The 15,816-nt window shown below is 75.6% G+C and carries 1 protein-coding gene and 1 pseudogene; both read right to left on the reverse strand.

Annotated features, from left to right (window positions below; genetic code table 11):
• Positions 1-53: 53 nt before the first annotated feature.
• On the reverse strand, positions 54-4,967 hold the full coding sequence (locus tag OG509_RS41385; protein WP_331742337.1) for a type I polyketide synthase: 4,914 nt from the start codon (positions 4,965-4,967) through the stop codon (positions 54-56).
• A 63-nt stretch (positions 4,968-5,030) separates the two neighbouring features.
• A pseudogene (locus OG509_RS41390) lies at positions 5,031-15,677 on the reverse strand (type I polyketide synthase); the annotation flags it as partial.
• Positions 15,678-15,816 lie beyond the last annotated feature (139 nt).

Raw genomic sequence — 15,816 nt, forward strand, 5'->3', positions numbered from 1 at the left:
GGTCTCACCGAGTCCTTTTGATGAATGTGTCGGCAACGTGCTCGGGGGCTCGGTCAGGCCAGGCCGAGTTCTCTGTCGATGAAGGCGAAGACGTCGTCCGCCGAGGCGGATTCGAGCTGGTCGCGGACCATCTCGCCGGTTCCCTGGAGGTCGGTGAGCCTGCCGACCAGGGCCTGCAGCCGCGAGGTGATCCGGCTGGAGCGGATCTGCTCGATGTCGAGGGATGCGGCGAGTTCCTCGAAGCGGTCCAGCTCGGTGAGCACGTCGGCCGGGCCGCCGTCGCCGTCCTGGAGCAGCTCGGTGCGCAGGAAGGCGGCGAGCGCGGCGGGGGTCGCGTAGTCGAACACCATCGTGCTCGGGAGGTTCGCGCCGGTCGCCTCGTTCAGGCGGGCCCGCAGTTCGACGGCGGCGACGGAGTCGAAGCCGAGGTCCTCGAAGGCGCGGGTCGGCTCCAGCTCCGCGGGGGAGTCGTAGCCGAGCAGGGCCGCGACCTTGCCGCGGACCAGGTCCAGCAGGGCGCGGGTCTGCTCCGCCTCCGGCTTGCCGGCCAGCGAGGCCACCAGTACGGATCCGCCGCCCGCCGCCGCGCCGTCGGCGGCCCCGGCGAGGATGTCGCGTACCTCGGGCAGGGCGTTCAGCAGCGGGCGGGGCCGGGCCAGGGTGTACGTGGGGACGAAGCGCTCCCAGTCGAACTCGGCTACCACCAGGTGGCTCTCGTCGTGCTCGATGACCTGGCGCAGGGCGCCGACGGCGATGGAGGGCCGCATGGCGGGGGCGCCGATCCGGCGCATCATGGCGCCCAGTTCGGCGTCGACCATGCCGCCGTCCCACGAGCTCCAGGCGACGGAGGTCACCGTACGGCCCTGGGCGCGGCGACGGTGGGCGAGGCCGTCGAGGTGGGCGTTGGCGGCGGCGTAGGCGCTCTGGCCTGCGCTGCCCCACACGGCCGCGCCGGAGGAGAAGAGGACGAAGGCGTCCAGCGCTTGGTCGGCGAGCAGTTCGTCGAGGAGGACGGCTCCGGCGACCTTGGCGTGGCCGACCTCGGCGAACTCTTCGAGGGAGAGGTCGGCGAGCGGGGCGATGCGCTGCATCGCGCCGGCCGCGTGGACGACGGCGGTGAGCGGCTGGTCCTCGGGTACGGAGTCCAGGACGCGGGTCAGGGAGGCGCGGTCGGTGACGTCGCAGGCCTCGATGCTCACGCGGGCGCCGAGGGCGGTCAGTTCGGCCTCCAGCTCGTCCATTCCGGCCGCGGCGCGGCCGCGGCGGCTGGTGAGCAGCAGGTGTTCGGCGCCCTCGGCGGCGAACGTACGGGCCACGTGGGCGCCGAGGCCGCCGGTGCCGCCCGTGATGAGCACGGTGCCGCGGGGCTGCCAGGTGCGGCGGGGCTCCTGGCCGGCGAGGGGGGCGCGGACGAGGCGGCGTACGAAGACGCCCTGCGGCCGGATCGCGGCGGCGTCCTCGCCGGAGGCGCCGGTGAGCAGGGAGCAGAGCTGCCGGGCCGCCGCGGCGTCGACGGCGGCGGGCAGGTCGACGATGCCGCCCCAGGTCTGCGGGAGGTCGAGGGCGAGGGCGCCGGCCAGGCCCCACAGCGGGGTCTGGGTGACGGCCGCGACCTCGTGGGAGCCGGCGACCGCGGCCGCCTCGGCGGTGGCGAGCCACAGCGGGGCGGTGAGGCCGGCGTCGCCGTGCGCCTGCACCAGGGTGATGGTGGCGGCCAGGCCCCGGGAGAGGCCGGGGTGTCCGGGGTGGGTCCGCTCGTCGAGGGAGAGCAGCGAGAGCACCCCGGCGGCGATGCGCGTACGGAGCGTCTCGCTGAGCGCGGCGCGGTCCTCCCCGTCGACCTCGACGGTCTCGGGAGCGGCGCCGCTGTCGGCGAGGGCCGCGAGCACGGCCAGGACCCGCGGGTCGGCGGCGGTCCCGGGGGTCACGGCGACGAGCCAGGTGCCGGTCAGGGCCGGGGCGGGCAGGGCCTCGGGGGCGGGCTGCCAGACGACGCGGTAGCGCCAGGAGTCGAGCGTGTACGCGTCGCGGTGGCGGCGGCGCCACTTCGAGAGGGCGGGCAGCACCTCGTTCAGCGGCTCGGCGGCGATCTCCAGCCGGTCGGCGAGCGTGTCGACGTCGGCGTGCTCGACGGAGTCCCAGAAGGCGGTGTCGGCCGGGTCGGCCGCGCCGCCGGCGGCGCCCTGCCCGGCGGCGAGCAGTCCCGGGGTGGCCGGGACGGTGTCGGCCCAGAAGCTGCGGTGCTGGAAGGCGTAGGTCGGCAGCGCCAGCCGGCGGGCCGGGCGGGCGGCCGGGCGGGCGGCGAACAGGGCCGGCCAGTCCAGGGCCGCCCCGCGGGCGAACGCCTGGGCCACGGCGGCCAGGAGCGTGCGCTCCTCGTCGCGGCCGCGGCGCAGGGCGGGCGCGATGACGGCGCCGGCCCCGTCCGTGAGCGAGTCGGCGGCCATCGGGGTGAGCGCGGCGTCCGGGCCCAGTTCGAGCAGGATGCGGACGCCGTCGGCTTCGAGGGAGCGCAGGGCGTCGGAGAAGCGGACGGCCTCGCGGACGTGGCGGACCCAGTAGTCGGCGCTCTGGAGCTCGCCGGGCCCGGCCGGGCGGCCGGTCAGGTTCGACACGACGGGGATCCGGGCCTCGCTGAAGGTCACGCTCTGGGCGACGGCGCGGAACTCCTCCAGCATGGGGTCCATGAGCGGGGAGTGGAAGGCGTGCGAGACCCGTAGCTCCTTGGTCTTGCGGCCCTCCTGCCCGAAGTGGGCGGCGATGGCGCGGACGGTGTCCTGTTCGCCGGAGACCACCACCGAGCGCGGGCCGTTGATCGCGGCGATGCCCACGCCGTCGGTGAGGTGGGGGCGGACCTCCTCCTCGGTGGCCTGGATCGCGGCCATCGCGCCCCCCGCGGGCAGGGCCTGCATCAGGCGGCCGCGCGCGGTGACGAGACGGGCGGCGTCGGCGAGGTCGAGGACGCCGGCGGCGTGGGCCGCGGTGATCTCGCCGATGGAGTGGCCGGCCAGCTGGTCCGGGCGCAGGCCCCAGGAGCGGACGAGCCGGAACAGGGCGGTCTCGACGGCGAAGAGCGCGGGCTGGGCGTAGCCGGTGCGGTTCAGTGCTTCCTCGTCCTCACCCCACATCACGTCCTTCAGCGGGGTGTCGAGGTGCGCGTCGAGTGCGGCGGCGGCCTCATCGAGGGCCTCGGCGAAGACGGGGAAGGCGGCGTGCAGTTCGCGGCCCATGCCCAGGCGCTGGGCCCCCTGCCCGGAGAAGAGGAAGGCGGTGCGGACGTCGGGTTCGGCGACGGCGCGGGCCGCGTCGCCCGGGGTGTCGCCCTTGGCGAGGGCCGCAAGGCCCCGTACGAGCTCCTCGCGGTCGGCGGCGAGGAGGACGGCACGGTGCTCCAGCGCGGCGCGGGTGGTGGCCAGCGAGTGGCCGAGGTCGCGTACGGGCGCCTCGTCCCCGGCGGCGTCGAGGGAGGACAGGTGGTCCAGCAGGTTGGCGGCCTGGGCGCGCAGCGCGTCGGCGGTCTTCGCCGACAGCGGGAGCACCGCGGGGGCAGCGGCGTCGGGGGCGTCGGGGGCCGCGGCGTCCGGCGCGGCGGCTTCGGCCTCCGCGGCTTCCTCGGCGGGCGCGGCCTCGATGATGACGTGAGCGTTGGTGCCGCTGAGGCCGAACGCGGAGACGGCGGCGCGCCGCGGCTCCCCGGTCTCGGGCCAGGCGACGGCTTCGGTGAGCAGCCGGATGTTCCCCGCCGACCAGTCCACCTTGGGGCTCGGCTCGTCCACGTGCAGGGTCTTGGGCAGGACGCCGTGGCGGATCGCCTCGACCATCTTGATGATGCCGCCGACCCCGGCCGCGGCCTGCGCGTGCCCGATGTTCGACTTGATCGAGCCCAGCCACAGCGGCCGGTCCGCGGGGCGGCCCTTGCCGTACGTGGCGAGCAGCGCCTGCGCCTCGATCGGGTCGCCGAGGGTGGTGCCCGTACCGTGCGCCTCGACCGCGTCGACCTGGTCGGCGGTGAGCTGCGCGCCGGCCAGCGTCTGCTCGATCAGCCGCTGCTGGGAAGGGCCGTTGGGGGCGGTGATGCCGTTGGAGGCGCCGTCCTGGTTGATGGCGCTGCCGCGGATGACGGCGAGCACCGGGTGGCCGTTCCTGCGGGCGTCGGAGAGCCGTTCGACGACGAGCATGCCGGCGCCCTCGCCCCAGCCGGTGCCGTCGGCGGCCGCGGCGAAGGACTTGCAGCGGCCGTTGGGGGCGAGGCCGCGCTCCTGGCTGAAGCCGACGAAGGAGGTCGGAGTCGCCATCACGGTCACACCGCCGGCCAGCGCCAGGCCGCACTCGCCGGCGCGCAGGGCCTTGACCGCCCAGTGCAGGGCGACCAGCGAGGAGGAACAGGCCGTGTCGACGGTGACCGCGGGGCCCTCCAGGCCGAGGGTGTAGGAGATCCGGCCGGAGGCGATGGAGCCGAGGCCGCCGATCCCGCCGTCGGAGGGGTAGTCGTGGTAGACGACGCCCGCGTACACGCCGGTGCGGCTGCCGCGCAGCGAGTGCGGGTCGATGGTGGCGCGCTCCAGCGCCTCCCAGGAGGTCTCCAGCAGCAGGCGCTGCTGGGGGTCGGTCTCCCGCGCCTCCTTGGGGCTGATCTTGAAGAAGTCTGCGTCGAACCGGTCGGCGTCGTGCAGGAACCCGCCTTCGCGGGCGTACGACTTGCCGGGCGTGCCCGGCTCCGGGTCGTACAGCCCGTCGACGTCCCAGCCCCGGTTGAGGGGGAAGCCGGTGATCCCGTCTCCGCCGGAGGCCACCAGGTCCCACAGGTCCTCGGGGGAACCGATCCCGCCGGGGTAGCGGCAGCTCATCCCGACGATCGCGATCGGCTCGTGCTCGCGGGCCTCGGCCTCGCGCAGGCGCCTCTTGGCGCTCTGCAGGTCGGCGGTGGCGCGCTTGAGATAGTCGCGGAGTTTGTCCTGGTCAGGCATCTGAAGTCAACCAATCTGAAGCCAACTGTGGATCGCGGCGGTCGGGGTCGTTGTCGCGGCGGGTCAGAGCCCGAGCTCCCGGTCCAGTGCCTCGAACAATTCGTCGTCGGTGACCGCCTGGAAGTCCTGCTCCCGGTCGGCCGGTTCGGTGGTGCGGGTGTCCTGCCAGCGGCGCAGTACCGCTTCGAGCCGTGCGGTGATCCGGGCGGGGTCGGCGGCGCCCCGGGCGACGGCCGCGAGGGCCGCGTCCAGCTGGTCCAGCACCTCGGCGACGGCCTGCGTCCCGTCGTTGTCCTCGGGCTGCACGGCGGTGGCCAGGTAGCCGGCGACGGCCCGCGAGGTCGGGAAGTCGAACGCGAGGCTCGCCGGGAGGGCCAGTGCGGTGGCCGTACCGAGGCGGCTGCGCAGTTCGACCACGGCCAGCGAGTCGAAGCCGAGCTCCTGGAAGGACTGGTCGGCGGCGACGGCGTCGGCCGAGGCGTGGCCGAGCAGTCCCGCCACCTGCGAGCGCACCAGCTCCAGGAGCAGCCGCTCCCGCTCCTCCGCGTCCAGGCCGGTCAGCCGGCGCCGCAGCTGGTCGGCCTCGTCGGCGCCGCCGCGGCCCGACCGGCCGGCCGGGGTGCGTACGAAGCCGGCCAGGACGGCCGGTACCCGGCCGGTGGCCGCGCGGAGGGTGCCGCGGTCCAGGCAGAGGGCGGTCAGGTCCGCCTCGGCGGTGCGCAGCGCCTCGTCGAGCAGGGCCAGTCCGCGCTCGGCGCCCAGGGCGGGAAGTCCGAGCGAGGCCAGCAGATCCCTCTGGTCCGCGTGCTCGGCTGCGGCTTCCCACGGCCCGAAGGCGAGGGTGGTGGCGGCGAGTCCGAGGGTGTGGCGGTGGCGGGCCAGCGCGGTGAGGAAGCCGGCCGCGGCGGCCCGGGCGCCCTGTCCGGCGCCGTGCATCAGCCCGGCGGAGGAGGACAGCAGCAGGAAGGCCGCGAGGCGGTCGTCGCGGGTGAGCTCGTGCAGGTTCCAGGCCGCGTCGGCGCTGCGCCGCAGGGCTGCGTCCAGTGCGTCCCCGGCCTGCGCGTCGAAGCGGGCGGCGCCGGCCGGGAGGTCGGCGTGGACGACCGCGACGAGCGGGTGCCCGGCGGGTACGTCGGCCAGCAGCGCGGCGAGGGCGGAGCGGTCGGCGGGGTCGCAGTCGGCCACCACGGTCTCGGCGCCGAGGTCGGCGAGACCGGCGAGGTCGTCGAGGCCATCGAGGCCGTCGGGTCCGGCGGCGCTCTCCGTACGGGTGAGCAGCAGGCGGGTGGCTCCGTACTCGGTCACCAGCCGGCGGGCCACGGCGGCGCCGGCGGCGGACCCGGCGCCGGTGACCAGGACCGTGCCGGCCGCCAGGGACGGCGCCTCCCCCTGCGGGGCGGCGGCCTTGACCAGCCGGGGTACGAGGACCGTGCCGGCCCGGATCGCGAACTCGGTGAGCCCGGCGCCGAGGGCGGCGGCCAGCGCCTGCCGGGAGGCCTCGGTGTCGTCGAGGTCGGCCAGCACGAACCGGCCGGGGTGCTCGCTCTGGGCGGCCCGTACCAGACCCCAGACCGGGGCCTGCGCGAGATCGGCGCCTTCGTCCTCGCGGACCGCGACGGCGCCGCGGGTGACGACGGTCAGGGGCGCGGCGGACGCCTGCTCCTCGTCGAGCCACTGCGCGAGCCGGGCCAGGGTCGCCCCGGCCACCGTACGAGCGCGGGCGGCCGCGTCGGCGTCGGCGGCCCCCTCGGGTACGGGGCACTCGAAGAGGACGGGTGCGTCCTGCGCCGGGGAGCCGCCGGCGGGGGCCTGGCTCCAGGTCAGCCGGTAGAGGGCGCCGGGCTGTTCGCCGGTGCGCAGCTCCTCCGCCGAGACGGTGCGCTGGGTGATCGCGCCCGCCGACAGGACGGGACGGCCCTCCTCGTCGGCCGCTTCGAGGGCGAGCGTGCCCTGCGCGTCCCGGGTGATGCGCACGCGCAGGGTCGCGGCGCCGGTCCGGTGCACCTGGAGGTCGGTCCAGGAGGCGGTGGCCAGCGGGGCCGGAGCCTCGGTGTCGAGCTGGTCGAGGCGGTCGAGGCGGTCGAGGTGCAGGGCCGCGTCGAGCAGGGCGGGGTGGACGGTGAACCGGTCGGCCGCGCCCTCGCCGGAGCCCGCGTCGGCGGGCAGCGCGATCTCGGCGAACAGTTCGCCGCCTCGCCGCCAGGCCGCGTGCAGGCCCTGGAAGACGGGGCCGTACCCGTAACCGCGGGCGAGCAGCCGCTCGTACGCGTCGGCCACCGCGACGGGCGCGGCGCCCGCGGGCGGCCAGGCCGACAGGTCGGCGGGAGCGGAGGCGGAGGCAGAGGCGGAGGCGCCCTGGGCGAGGGTGCCTTCGGCGTGCAGGGTCCAGGCGGTGTCCTCGGCGCCCTCGCCGTCCCCGGACCGGGAGTACACGCTCACCAGGCGCAGGGAGTCCTCGCCGGGCGCGCCCACCACCACGTGGAGGGGGGCGCCGCCCTGCTCGGGCAGTGGCAGCGGGGCGTGCAGGGTCAGGCCGGCGAGCCGGTCGCAGCCGAACTCGGCTCCGGCGCGCAGGGCCAGTTCCACGAAGCCGGTGGCCGGGAGGACGACCGTACCGAGCAGGTCGTGGTCCTCCAGCCAGGGCTGGGCGGAGCGGGCGGGGCGGCCGGTGAAGGTGGCCCCGCCGGTGGCGGGCGCGGGGACGACCGCGCTGAGCAGCGGGTGGTCCACGGCGTCGAGGCCGAGCGAGCCGGCGTCCCCGCCGCGGCGCTCGTCGAGCGCCCAGAAGCGGTCGCGGCGGAAGGCGTACGTCGGCAGCTCGACGCGCTGGGCGCCGCTGCCGGCGAAGAAGCCGTTCCAGTCGACGTCGACGCCGTGGTTGTGCGCCTGCGCGAGGGCGGCCACGAGGGTGTGCTCCTCGTCGCGTTCGCGCCGCGACAGCGCCAGGAACACCGGGGTGTTGCCGGTGCCGGCGTCGGTGCCGGAGTCGGAGTCGCCGTCGATGAGGCAGGCGGGGCCGAGGCCCGCGAGGACGGCGTCGGGGCCGACCTCGACGAAGGCGGTGGCTCCGGCCTCGGCGAGGGCGCGTACGCCGTCGGAGAAGCGGACGGCCCGGCGGACGTGTCGGACCCAGTACTGCGGGTCGGCGATCTCCTCGGCGCTCATGATCCGGCCGGTCACGTTCGAGACGAGCGGGATCCGGGGCTCGGCCGGAGAGATCCCGGCCGCGACGGCGCCGAACTCGGCGAGCATCGGCTCCATCAGCGGGGAGTGGAAGGCGTGGGAGACGCGCAGCCGGGAGGTCTTGCGGCCCTGGGCCGTGAAGTGCTCCTGGATCGCCAGGACTTCGTCCTCGGCGCCGGAGACGACCACGGACTGCGGTCCGTTGACCGCGCCGATGCTCACGGCGTCGGTCAGCAGCGGCAGCACCTCGTCCTCGGAGGCCTGGACGGCCAGCATGGCTCCGCCGGCCGGCAGGGCCTGCATCAGCCGGCCGCGGGCGGCGACCAGCTCGGCCGCGTCGGCCAGCGACAGCACGCCGCTGACGTGGGCGGCGACCAGTTCGCCGATGGAGTGGCCGGCGAGGAGGTCCGGGCGGACGCCCCAGGACTCCAGCAGCCGGAACAGGGCGGTCTCGAAGGCGAACAGGCCGCTCTGGGTGTAGAGGGTGCGGCTGAGTTCGTCCGCGTCCTCGCCCCAGACGACCTCGCGCAGCGGCCGGTCCAGGTGCCGGTCTAGCTCCGCGACGGCGGCGTCGAAGGCCTCGGCGAACACCGGGAAGGCGGCGTGCAGTTCACGCCCCATGCCGGGACGCTGGGCGCCCTGGCCGGAGAAGAGGAAGGCGGTGAGACCGCCGGTGGCGGCCCGTACGGAGGCCGCCGCGGCGGGCGCCCCGGACGCGAGCGCGGCCAGCGCCGTGCGGGCCTGCGCGGGGTCGCTCGCGATCAGCGCGGCCCGGTGCTCCATGGGCGCCCGGGTGGTCGCCAGGGAGAAGCCGACGTCACGCAGTTCGGCGGCGGGCAGGGTGTCGAGGTGGCTCTGCAGCTGCCCGGCCTGCCGCGCGAGACCCTCCGGGTCACGGGCGGACAGCAACCACGGCACGACCCGCGCCGGGGCGGCCGCATCGGCGCCGGCGGGCTCCGCGGAGCCCGGCGCGGCCGCCGGGTCCGGGAGGTCCGGGCGCTCCGGGAGGTCCGGGCGCTCCGGCGCCTCCAGGATGACGTGGGCGTTCGTGCCGCTGATGCCGAAGGAGGAGACGCCGGCGCGGCGCGGGCGGTCCGATACGGGCCACTTGCGGGCCTCGTCGAGCAGCCGGACCGCGCCCGCCTCCCAGTCGACCTGGGCCGACGGCGCGTCCAGGTGCAGGGACTTCGGCATGATGCCGCTCTGCAGCGCCTGCACCATCTTGATGACCCCGGCGACACCGGCGGCGGCCTGCGTGTGCCCGATGTTCGACTTGATGGACCCCAGCCACAGCGGCTCCGCGTCACCGCGGTCCTGCCCGTACGTCGCGAGCAGCGCCTGGGCCTCGATCGGGTCGCCGAGGGTGGTGCCCGTACCGTGCGCCTCGACGAGGTCGACATCGGCGGTCGACAGGCCCGCGTTGGCCAGGGCCTGGCGGATGACCCGCTGCTGGGAGGGGCCGTTCGGCGCCATCAGGCCGTTGCTCGCGCCGTCCTGGTTGACGGCGCTGCCGCGCAGCACGGCGAGCACCCGGTGCCCGCGCCGCCGGGCGTCCGACAGCCGCTCGATCACGAGGACGCCGACGCCCTCGGACCAGGCGGCGCCGTCGGCCGCCGCGGAGAACGACTTGCACCGGCCGTCCTTGGACAGGCCGCGCTGCCGCGAGAACTCCACGAAGGTCTCCGTGGACGACATCACGGTCACGCCGCCGACGAGCGCGAGCGGGCATTCCCCGGACCGCACGGCCTGCGCCGCGAGGTGCAGGGCGACCAGCGACGAGGAGCAGGCGGTGTCCACCGTCACGGACGGGCCTTCGAGGCCGAACGTGTAGGAGACGCGGCCCGAGCCGAGCGATCCGGCGGCGCTGTTGCCCGTGTAGTCGTGGTACATGATCCCGGCGAACACACCGGTCGAGGTGCCCTTCAGCGAGGCCTGGTCGATCGCCGCGCGCTCCAGCGCCTCGTACGCGACCTCCAGCAGCAGCCGGTGCTGCGGGTCCGTGGTCAGGGCGTCGTTGGGGCTCATGCCGAAGAAGGCGGGGTCGAACTCGTCGGCGTCGTGGAGGAAGCCGCCGTGGCGCACGTACACCTTGCCGGGGGTGCCCGGCTCGGGGTCGTACAGCCCCTCGATGTCCCAGCCGCGGTTGACGGGGAACTCGGTGATGGCGTCGACCTCGTCCTCGACGAGGCGCCACAGCTCCTCCGGGGAGCGGACGCCGCCCGGGTAGCGACAGGCCATGCCGACGATCACGATCGGGTCTTCGTCATCGGCCGCCGTGCCGCCCGTGGCGGTCGCGGCCGTGGCGGTGGCCGCGGATCCGGCGAGGAGGGTGTCCAGGTGCTCGGCGACCGCCTGGGCGTTCGGGTGGTCGAAGACGAGCGTCGGGGTCAGCCGCAGTCCGGTCGCGGTGGTGAGCTGGTTGCGCAGTTCCAGTGCGGTGAGGGAGTCGAAGCCCAGCTCGTTGAAGGCGCGCTCCGGTCCGACCTCGGCCGTGGTGGAGTGCCCCAGGATCGAGGCCACCTGGCCGCGTACGAGGTCCAGCAGGGCGCGGCGGCGCTCCTTCTCCGGCAGTGCGGCGAGCTCCTGGCCGCGGGTGGCGCTGCGGGCGCCGCCGGTACGGGTCGCGGCGCGGGCGCGCCGGCGGACCAGGGCGGAGAACTGCGCGGGCAGGTCCTCGGCCGCGCGCAGGGCGGCGAGGTCCAGGGCGAGCGGCAGCAGGACGGCGTCGGCCGAGGTGGTGGCGGCTTCGAAGAGGGCGAGGCCGTCGGCGGCGGACAGCGCTCCGATGCCGGAGCGGCGCATGCGCTGGAGGTCGGTGCCGCTGAGCTCCTCCGCCATGCCGTCGCCGCTGACGGAGCCGCCGTCGCCCTCGGTGGCCCACAGGCCCCACGCGAGCGACTGGCCGGGCAGCCCCTCGGCCCGGCGGTGGGCGGCGAGGGCGTCGAGGAAGGCGTTGCCGGCGGCGTAGTTGCCCTGGCCCGGGTTGCCGAGGACGCCGGCGACCGAGGAGAACAGCACGAAGGCGGACAGGTCCTGGCCCCGGGTCAGCTCGTGGAGGTTCCACGCGGCGTCGACCTTGGGGCGCAGCGCCTCCGCCAGCAGCTCGGGGGTGAGCGAGCCGATGGTGACGTCGCCGAGGACGCCGGCGAGGTGGATCACCGCGGACACCCGGTGGCGGGCGAGCAGCTCGCGCGCCTGGTCCGGGTCGGCGAGGTCGCATGCGGCGAGGGTGACCTCGGCGCCGAGGCCGGTGAGTTCGGCGTGCAGGGCGGCGGCGCCGGGGGCCTCGGGGCCGCGGCGGCCGACCAGCAGGAGCTCGCGTACGCCGTGCTCGGCCACGAGGTGGCGGGCCACCAGGCGGCCCAGCGTGCCGGTGCCGCCGGCGAGCAGGACGGGGCCGGGGGCGTCGAAGCGGATCGCCTCCCCCGTCGTGGCCCCGGCCGTGGCGCGGACCAGGCGCGGGGCGTGGAGCGCGCCGCCCCGTACGACGATCTCGGGCTCGGCGGCGGCCAGCAGTACGGTGGGCTCCACCGTGAGTCCCGCGGAGCCGGGTTCGAGGTCGGCCAGGACGATCCGGCCGGGGTTCTCGGCCTGGGCCGAGCGCATCAGACCGCGGACCGCAGCACCGGCCAGGTCCGTGAGGCCCTCCGTGACGCCCTCCCCGGGCGCGGCGACCGCGCCGCGGGTGACGACGAGCAGGCGGGATTCGGCGAACCGCTCGTCCGCGAGCCACTCCTGTACGCGGGCCAGGGCCCGGGCCGTGGCCGCGTGCACCTGCGCGGCGGTGTCCCCGGCCGTGCCGCGAGCATCGGAGCCCTCCAGGACCAGTACGTCCTGCGCGGGCCGGGTGCGGTCGTCCGCCTCCCACAGGCCCCAGGTCAGCGGGGCGGGAGCGGCGGACCGGACGGGCAGCGGCTGGAGTTCGACGGCGAACAGGGCGCCGCCCGGGGCCTGCCCGGCGGTCTCGGCCGCAACCGGGGCGGCGGCCCGGGAGACCAGCGACTCGACGGAGAAGACGGGGAGGCCGTCGGCGTCGGCGCCGTCGAGGGTGATGGCGTCCGGGCCGGAGGGGGCGATGCGCACGCGCAGCCGGGTCGCGCCGACGGCGTGGAAGCGCACGCCCCGCCAGGCGAACGGCAGCAGCACACCGGAGTCGGATCCGCCCTGGCCGTCGTCGAGCAGCGAGCCGTGCAGGGCCGCGTCGAGGAGGGCGGGGTGGATGCCGAAGCGGGCGGCGTCCTCGTGCGCCTGCTCGGGCAGTTCGATCTCGGCGTACACCGAGTCGCCCTGGCGCCAGGCGGCCTTGAGGCCCTGGAACACCGGCCCGTAGTGGTAGCCGCGCTCCTGGAGCAGTTCGTACGCCTCGCCCACGGCCACCTCGGCGGCGCCGGCGGGCGGCCACGCGGTGAGGTCCGCGCCGGACGCGGCGGGAGCCTCGGCGAGCAGGCCCTGTGCGTGCAGCAGCCAGGGGGTGTCGGGCAGGGAGTCCTGGGGCCGGGAGTGGATGAGCACGGGCCGGCGGCCCAGCTCGTCCGGGCCGGCGACCGTGACCTGGAGGGCGACGCCGCCGTGCTCGGGCAGGACGAGCGGGGCCTGGAGGATGAGCTCCTCCAGGGTGGCGTGGCCGACGTGCTCACCGGCGTGCAGGGCGAGTTCGACGAAGCCGGTGCCGGGCAGCAGGATCGAGCCGAGGACGTCGTGGTCGGCCAGCCAGGGCTGGGTGTCGACGCCGAGGCGGCCGCTGAAGGTCAGCCCGTCCGAGTCGGGCGAGGAGATGACCGCGCCGAGCAGCGGGTGGTCGGCGGGCGCCAGGCCGAAGGCGGTGGCGTCGCCGCCGCCCGCGAGGTCGGCGATCATCCAGTACCGCTCGCGCTGGAAGGCGTACGTCGGCAGCGCGACCGCCTGCGCGCCGGTCCCGGCGTAGAAGGCGGTCCAATCGACGGGGGTGCCGGTGGCGTGGAGCCGGGCGAGGGCGGCCAGCAGGGTGCGTGCCTCGGGCCGGTTCTTGCGTACCGCGGGCTCGACGACGGCGTCTTCGCCGTCCAGGGTGTTCTGGGTGAGCGCGGTGAGGATCGCGTCGGGGCCCAGCTCGACGAACGTCTGGACGCCCTTGGAGTGCAGGTGCTGGACGGTGTCGGAGAAGCGGACGGCTTCGCGGAGGTGGCGGGTCCAGTAGTCGGGGGTGCCCCAGTCCTCGCTGATCGCGCCGTGGACCCCGGCGACGACCGGGATCTGCGCGGGCGCGTAGGTCACGGACTCGGCGACCGCACGGAACTCGGCGAGGGCCGGGTCCATGAGCGGGGAGTGGAAGGCGTGCGAGACACGGAGCCGGGTCGTCTTGCGGCCCAGCTGGGTGAAGTGCCCCTGGATCGCCTCTACGGCGTCCTCCGTACCCGACACCACGATGGAGCGCGGGCTGTTGATCGCCGCGATGCCGACGGCGTCGGTCAGGTGCGGGAGGATCTCCTCCTCCGTCGCCTGGATCGCCGCCATGGCTCCGCCGGCGGGCAGCGCCTGCATCAGGCGGCCGCGCGCGGTGACCAGGCGGGCGGCGTCCTCCAGGGAGAGGACCCCGGCCGCGTGGGCGGCCGAGATCTCGCCGATGGAGTGCCCCGCCAGGAAGTCGGCCCGGACGCCCCACGATTCGACCAGCCGGAACAGGGCGGTCTCGATCGCGAACAGCGCGGGCTGGGTGTAGGCGGTGCTGTTGAGCAGCGTCTCGTCCTCACCCCACATCACCTCGTACAGCGGGGTGTCGAGGTGCTCGTCCACGGCCGCGACCACGGCGTCGAGGGCAGCGGCGAACACCGGGAACGCGGCGTGCAGTTCACGCCCCATACCCAGGCGCTGGGCGCCCTGGCCCGTGAACAGGAAGGCCGAGCGGCCCTCCCGTACGACGCCCTGCACCGCACCCGGCGCCGCCGAGCCCTCGGCCAGGGCCGACATGCCGGCGAGGAGTTCCTCGCGGTCCGCGCCGACGACGACCGCGCGGTGCTCGTGCGCGGTCCGGGTGGTCGCCGCCGAGAACCCGAGGTCGGTGAGGGACACGTCCGCGTGCCCGGTGACGTGGGCGTGCAGCCGCCCGGCCTGCTCGGCCAGGGCCTTCGCCGAACGGCCCGACAGGGCGACGGGGACCAGCGGGAGGGTACGGATCTCCTCCTGGGCCTGCGCCGCCTCGGCGGCCGGGGCCTCCTCGACGATGACGTGGGCGTTCGTGCCGCTGAGGCCGAAGGAGGAGATACCGGCGCGGCGCGGGCGCTCGCCCGCCGGCCAGGCGACCGGCTCTGTGAGCAGCTTGACGTTGCCCGCCGTCCAGTCGACGTGCGGGGTCGGGTCCTCGGCGTACAGGGTCTTGGGCAGCAGGCCGTGGCGCAGTGCCTGGACCATCTTGATGACGCCGCCGACGCCGGCCGCGGCCTGCGTGTGCGCGAGGTTGGACTTGAGGGAGCCGAGCCACAGCGGCTTGTCCTCGTCGCGGCCCTGGCCGTACGTGGCGAGCAGCGCCTGCGCCTCGATGGGGTCGCCGAGGCGGGTGCCGGTGCCGTGGGCTTCGACGGCGTCGACGTCGGCGATGGTCAGGCCGGCGTTTTCCAGGGCGCTGCGGATGACGCGCTGCTGGGAGGGGCCGTTGGGGGCGGTCATGCTGCTGGAGGCGCCGTCCTGGTTGACGGCGCTGCCGCGGATGACGGCCAGGACCTCGTGCCCGTTGCGGCGGGCGTCGGAGAGCCGTTCCAGGACGATGACGCCGACGCCCTCCGAGCAGCCGGTGCCGTCCGCGTTCGAGGCGAAGGGCTTGCAGCGGCCGTCGGCGGCCATACCGCGCTGGTGGCTGAAGTAGAGGAACATGTCCGGCTCGGTCATCACGGTGACCCCGCCGGCCAGGGCGAGCGTGGACTCGCCGGAGTTCAGGGACTGCGCGGCGAGGTGCAGGGCGACGAGGGAGGAGGAGCAGGCCGTGTCGATGGTGACGGCCGGGCCCTCCAGGCCGAGGCTGAACGCCACGCGGCCGGTGACCAGGCTGCCGCCGGTGGTCGCCGCGGCTTCCGTGCCCAGCGCGTAGTCGTGGTACATGACGCCGCCGAAGACACCGGTCTTCGTGCCGCGGAGGGTGTGCGGGGCGATGCCCGCGTTCTCGATGGCCTCCCACGACGTCTCCAGCAGCAGCCGCTGCTGGGGGTCGAGCGCCAGGGCCTCGCGCGGGGAGATCCCGAAGAGGCCCGCGTCGAAGTCGCCGGCGTCGTGGAGGAAGCCGCCCTCGCGGGTGATGGTCCGCCCGGGCTTGCCCGGCTCGGGGTCGTACAGGGCGTCGGTGTTCCAGCCGCGGTCCTCGGGGAACGCGGAGACGCCGTCGCGGCCCTCGGCCACGAGCCGCCACAGGTCGTCCGGGGAGGTGACACCGCCCGGGTACCGGCAGGCCATGCCCACGACCGCGATCGGTTCACCCGATGACCTGCGCTCCGCCGCGGCGAGCCTTTTGCGGGCCTCACGCAAATCGGTGGTAGCCCGGCGTAGGTACCCGAGAAGCTTCTCCTCGTTGCTCACCGAGCACACCCTCCTATGCCATTCGACGGCGCCGAGGCGAGCTGCGTTTTTCCGTGCACTCGGGGGCAGGAATTCCGACCCTGCGCCGAGTCGGCACGTACGTTCCACAAACTCGCGACGGACT

The organism is Streptomyces sp. NBC_01006, from assembly GCF_045162725.1.
Taxonomy (GTDB): Bacteria; Actinomycetota; Actinomycetes; order Streptomycetales; family Streptomycetaceae; genus Streptomyces.

Bases quoted from the DNA above. Each gene is read 5' to 3' on its own strand.
- OG509_RS41385 (WP_331742337.1), bottom strand. From the start codon at position 4,967: ATGCCTGACCAGGACAAACTCCGCGACTATCTCAAGCGCGCCACCGCC.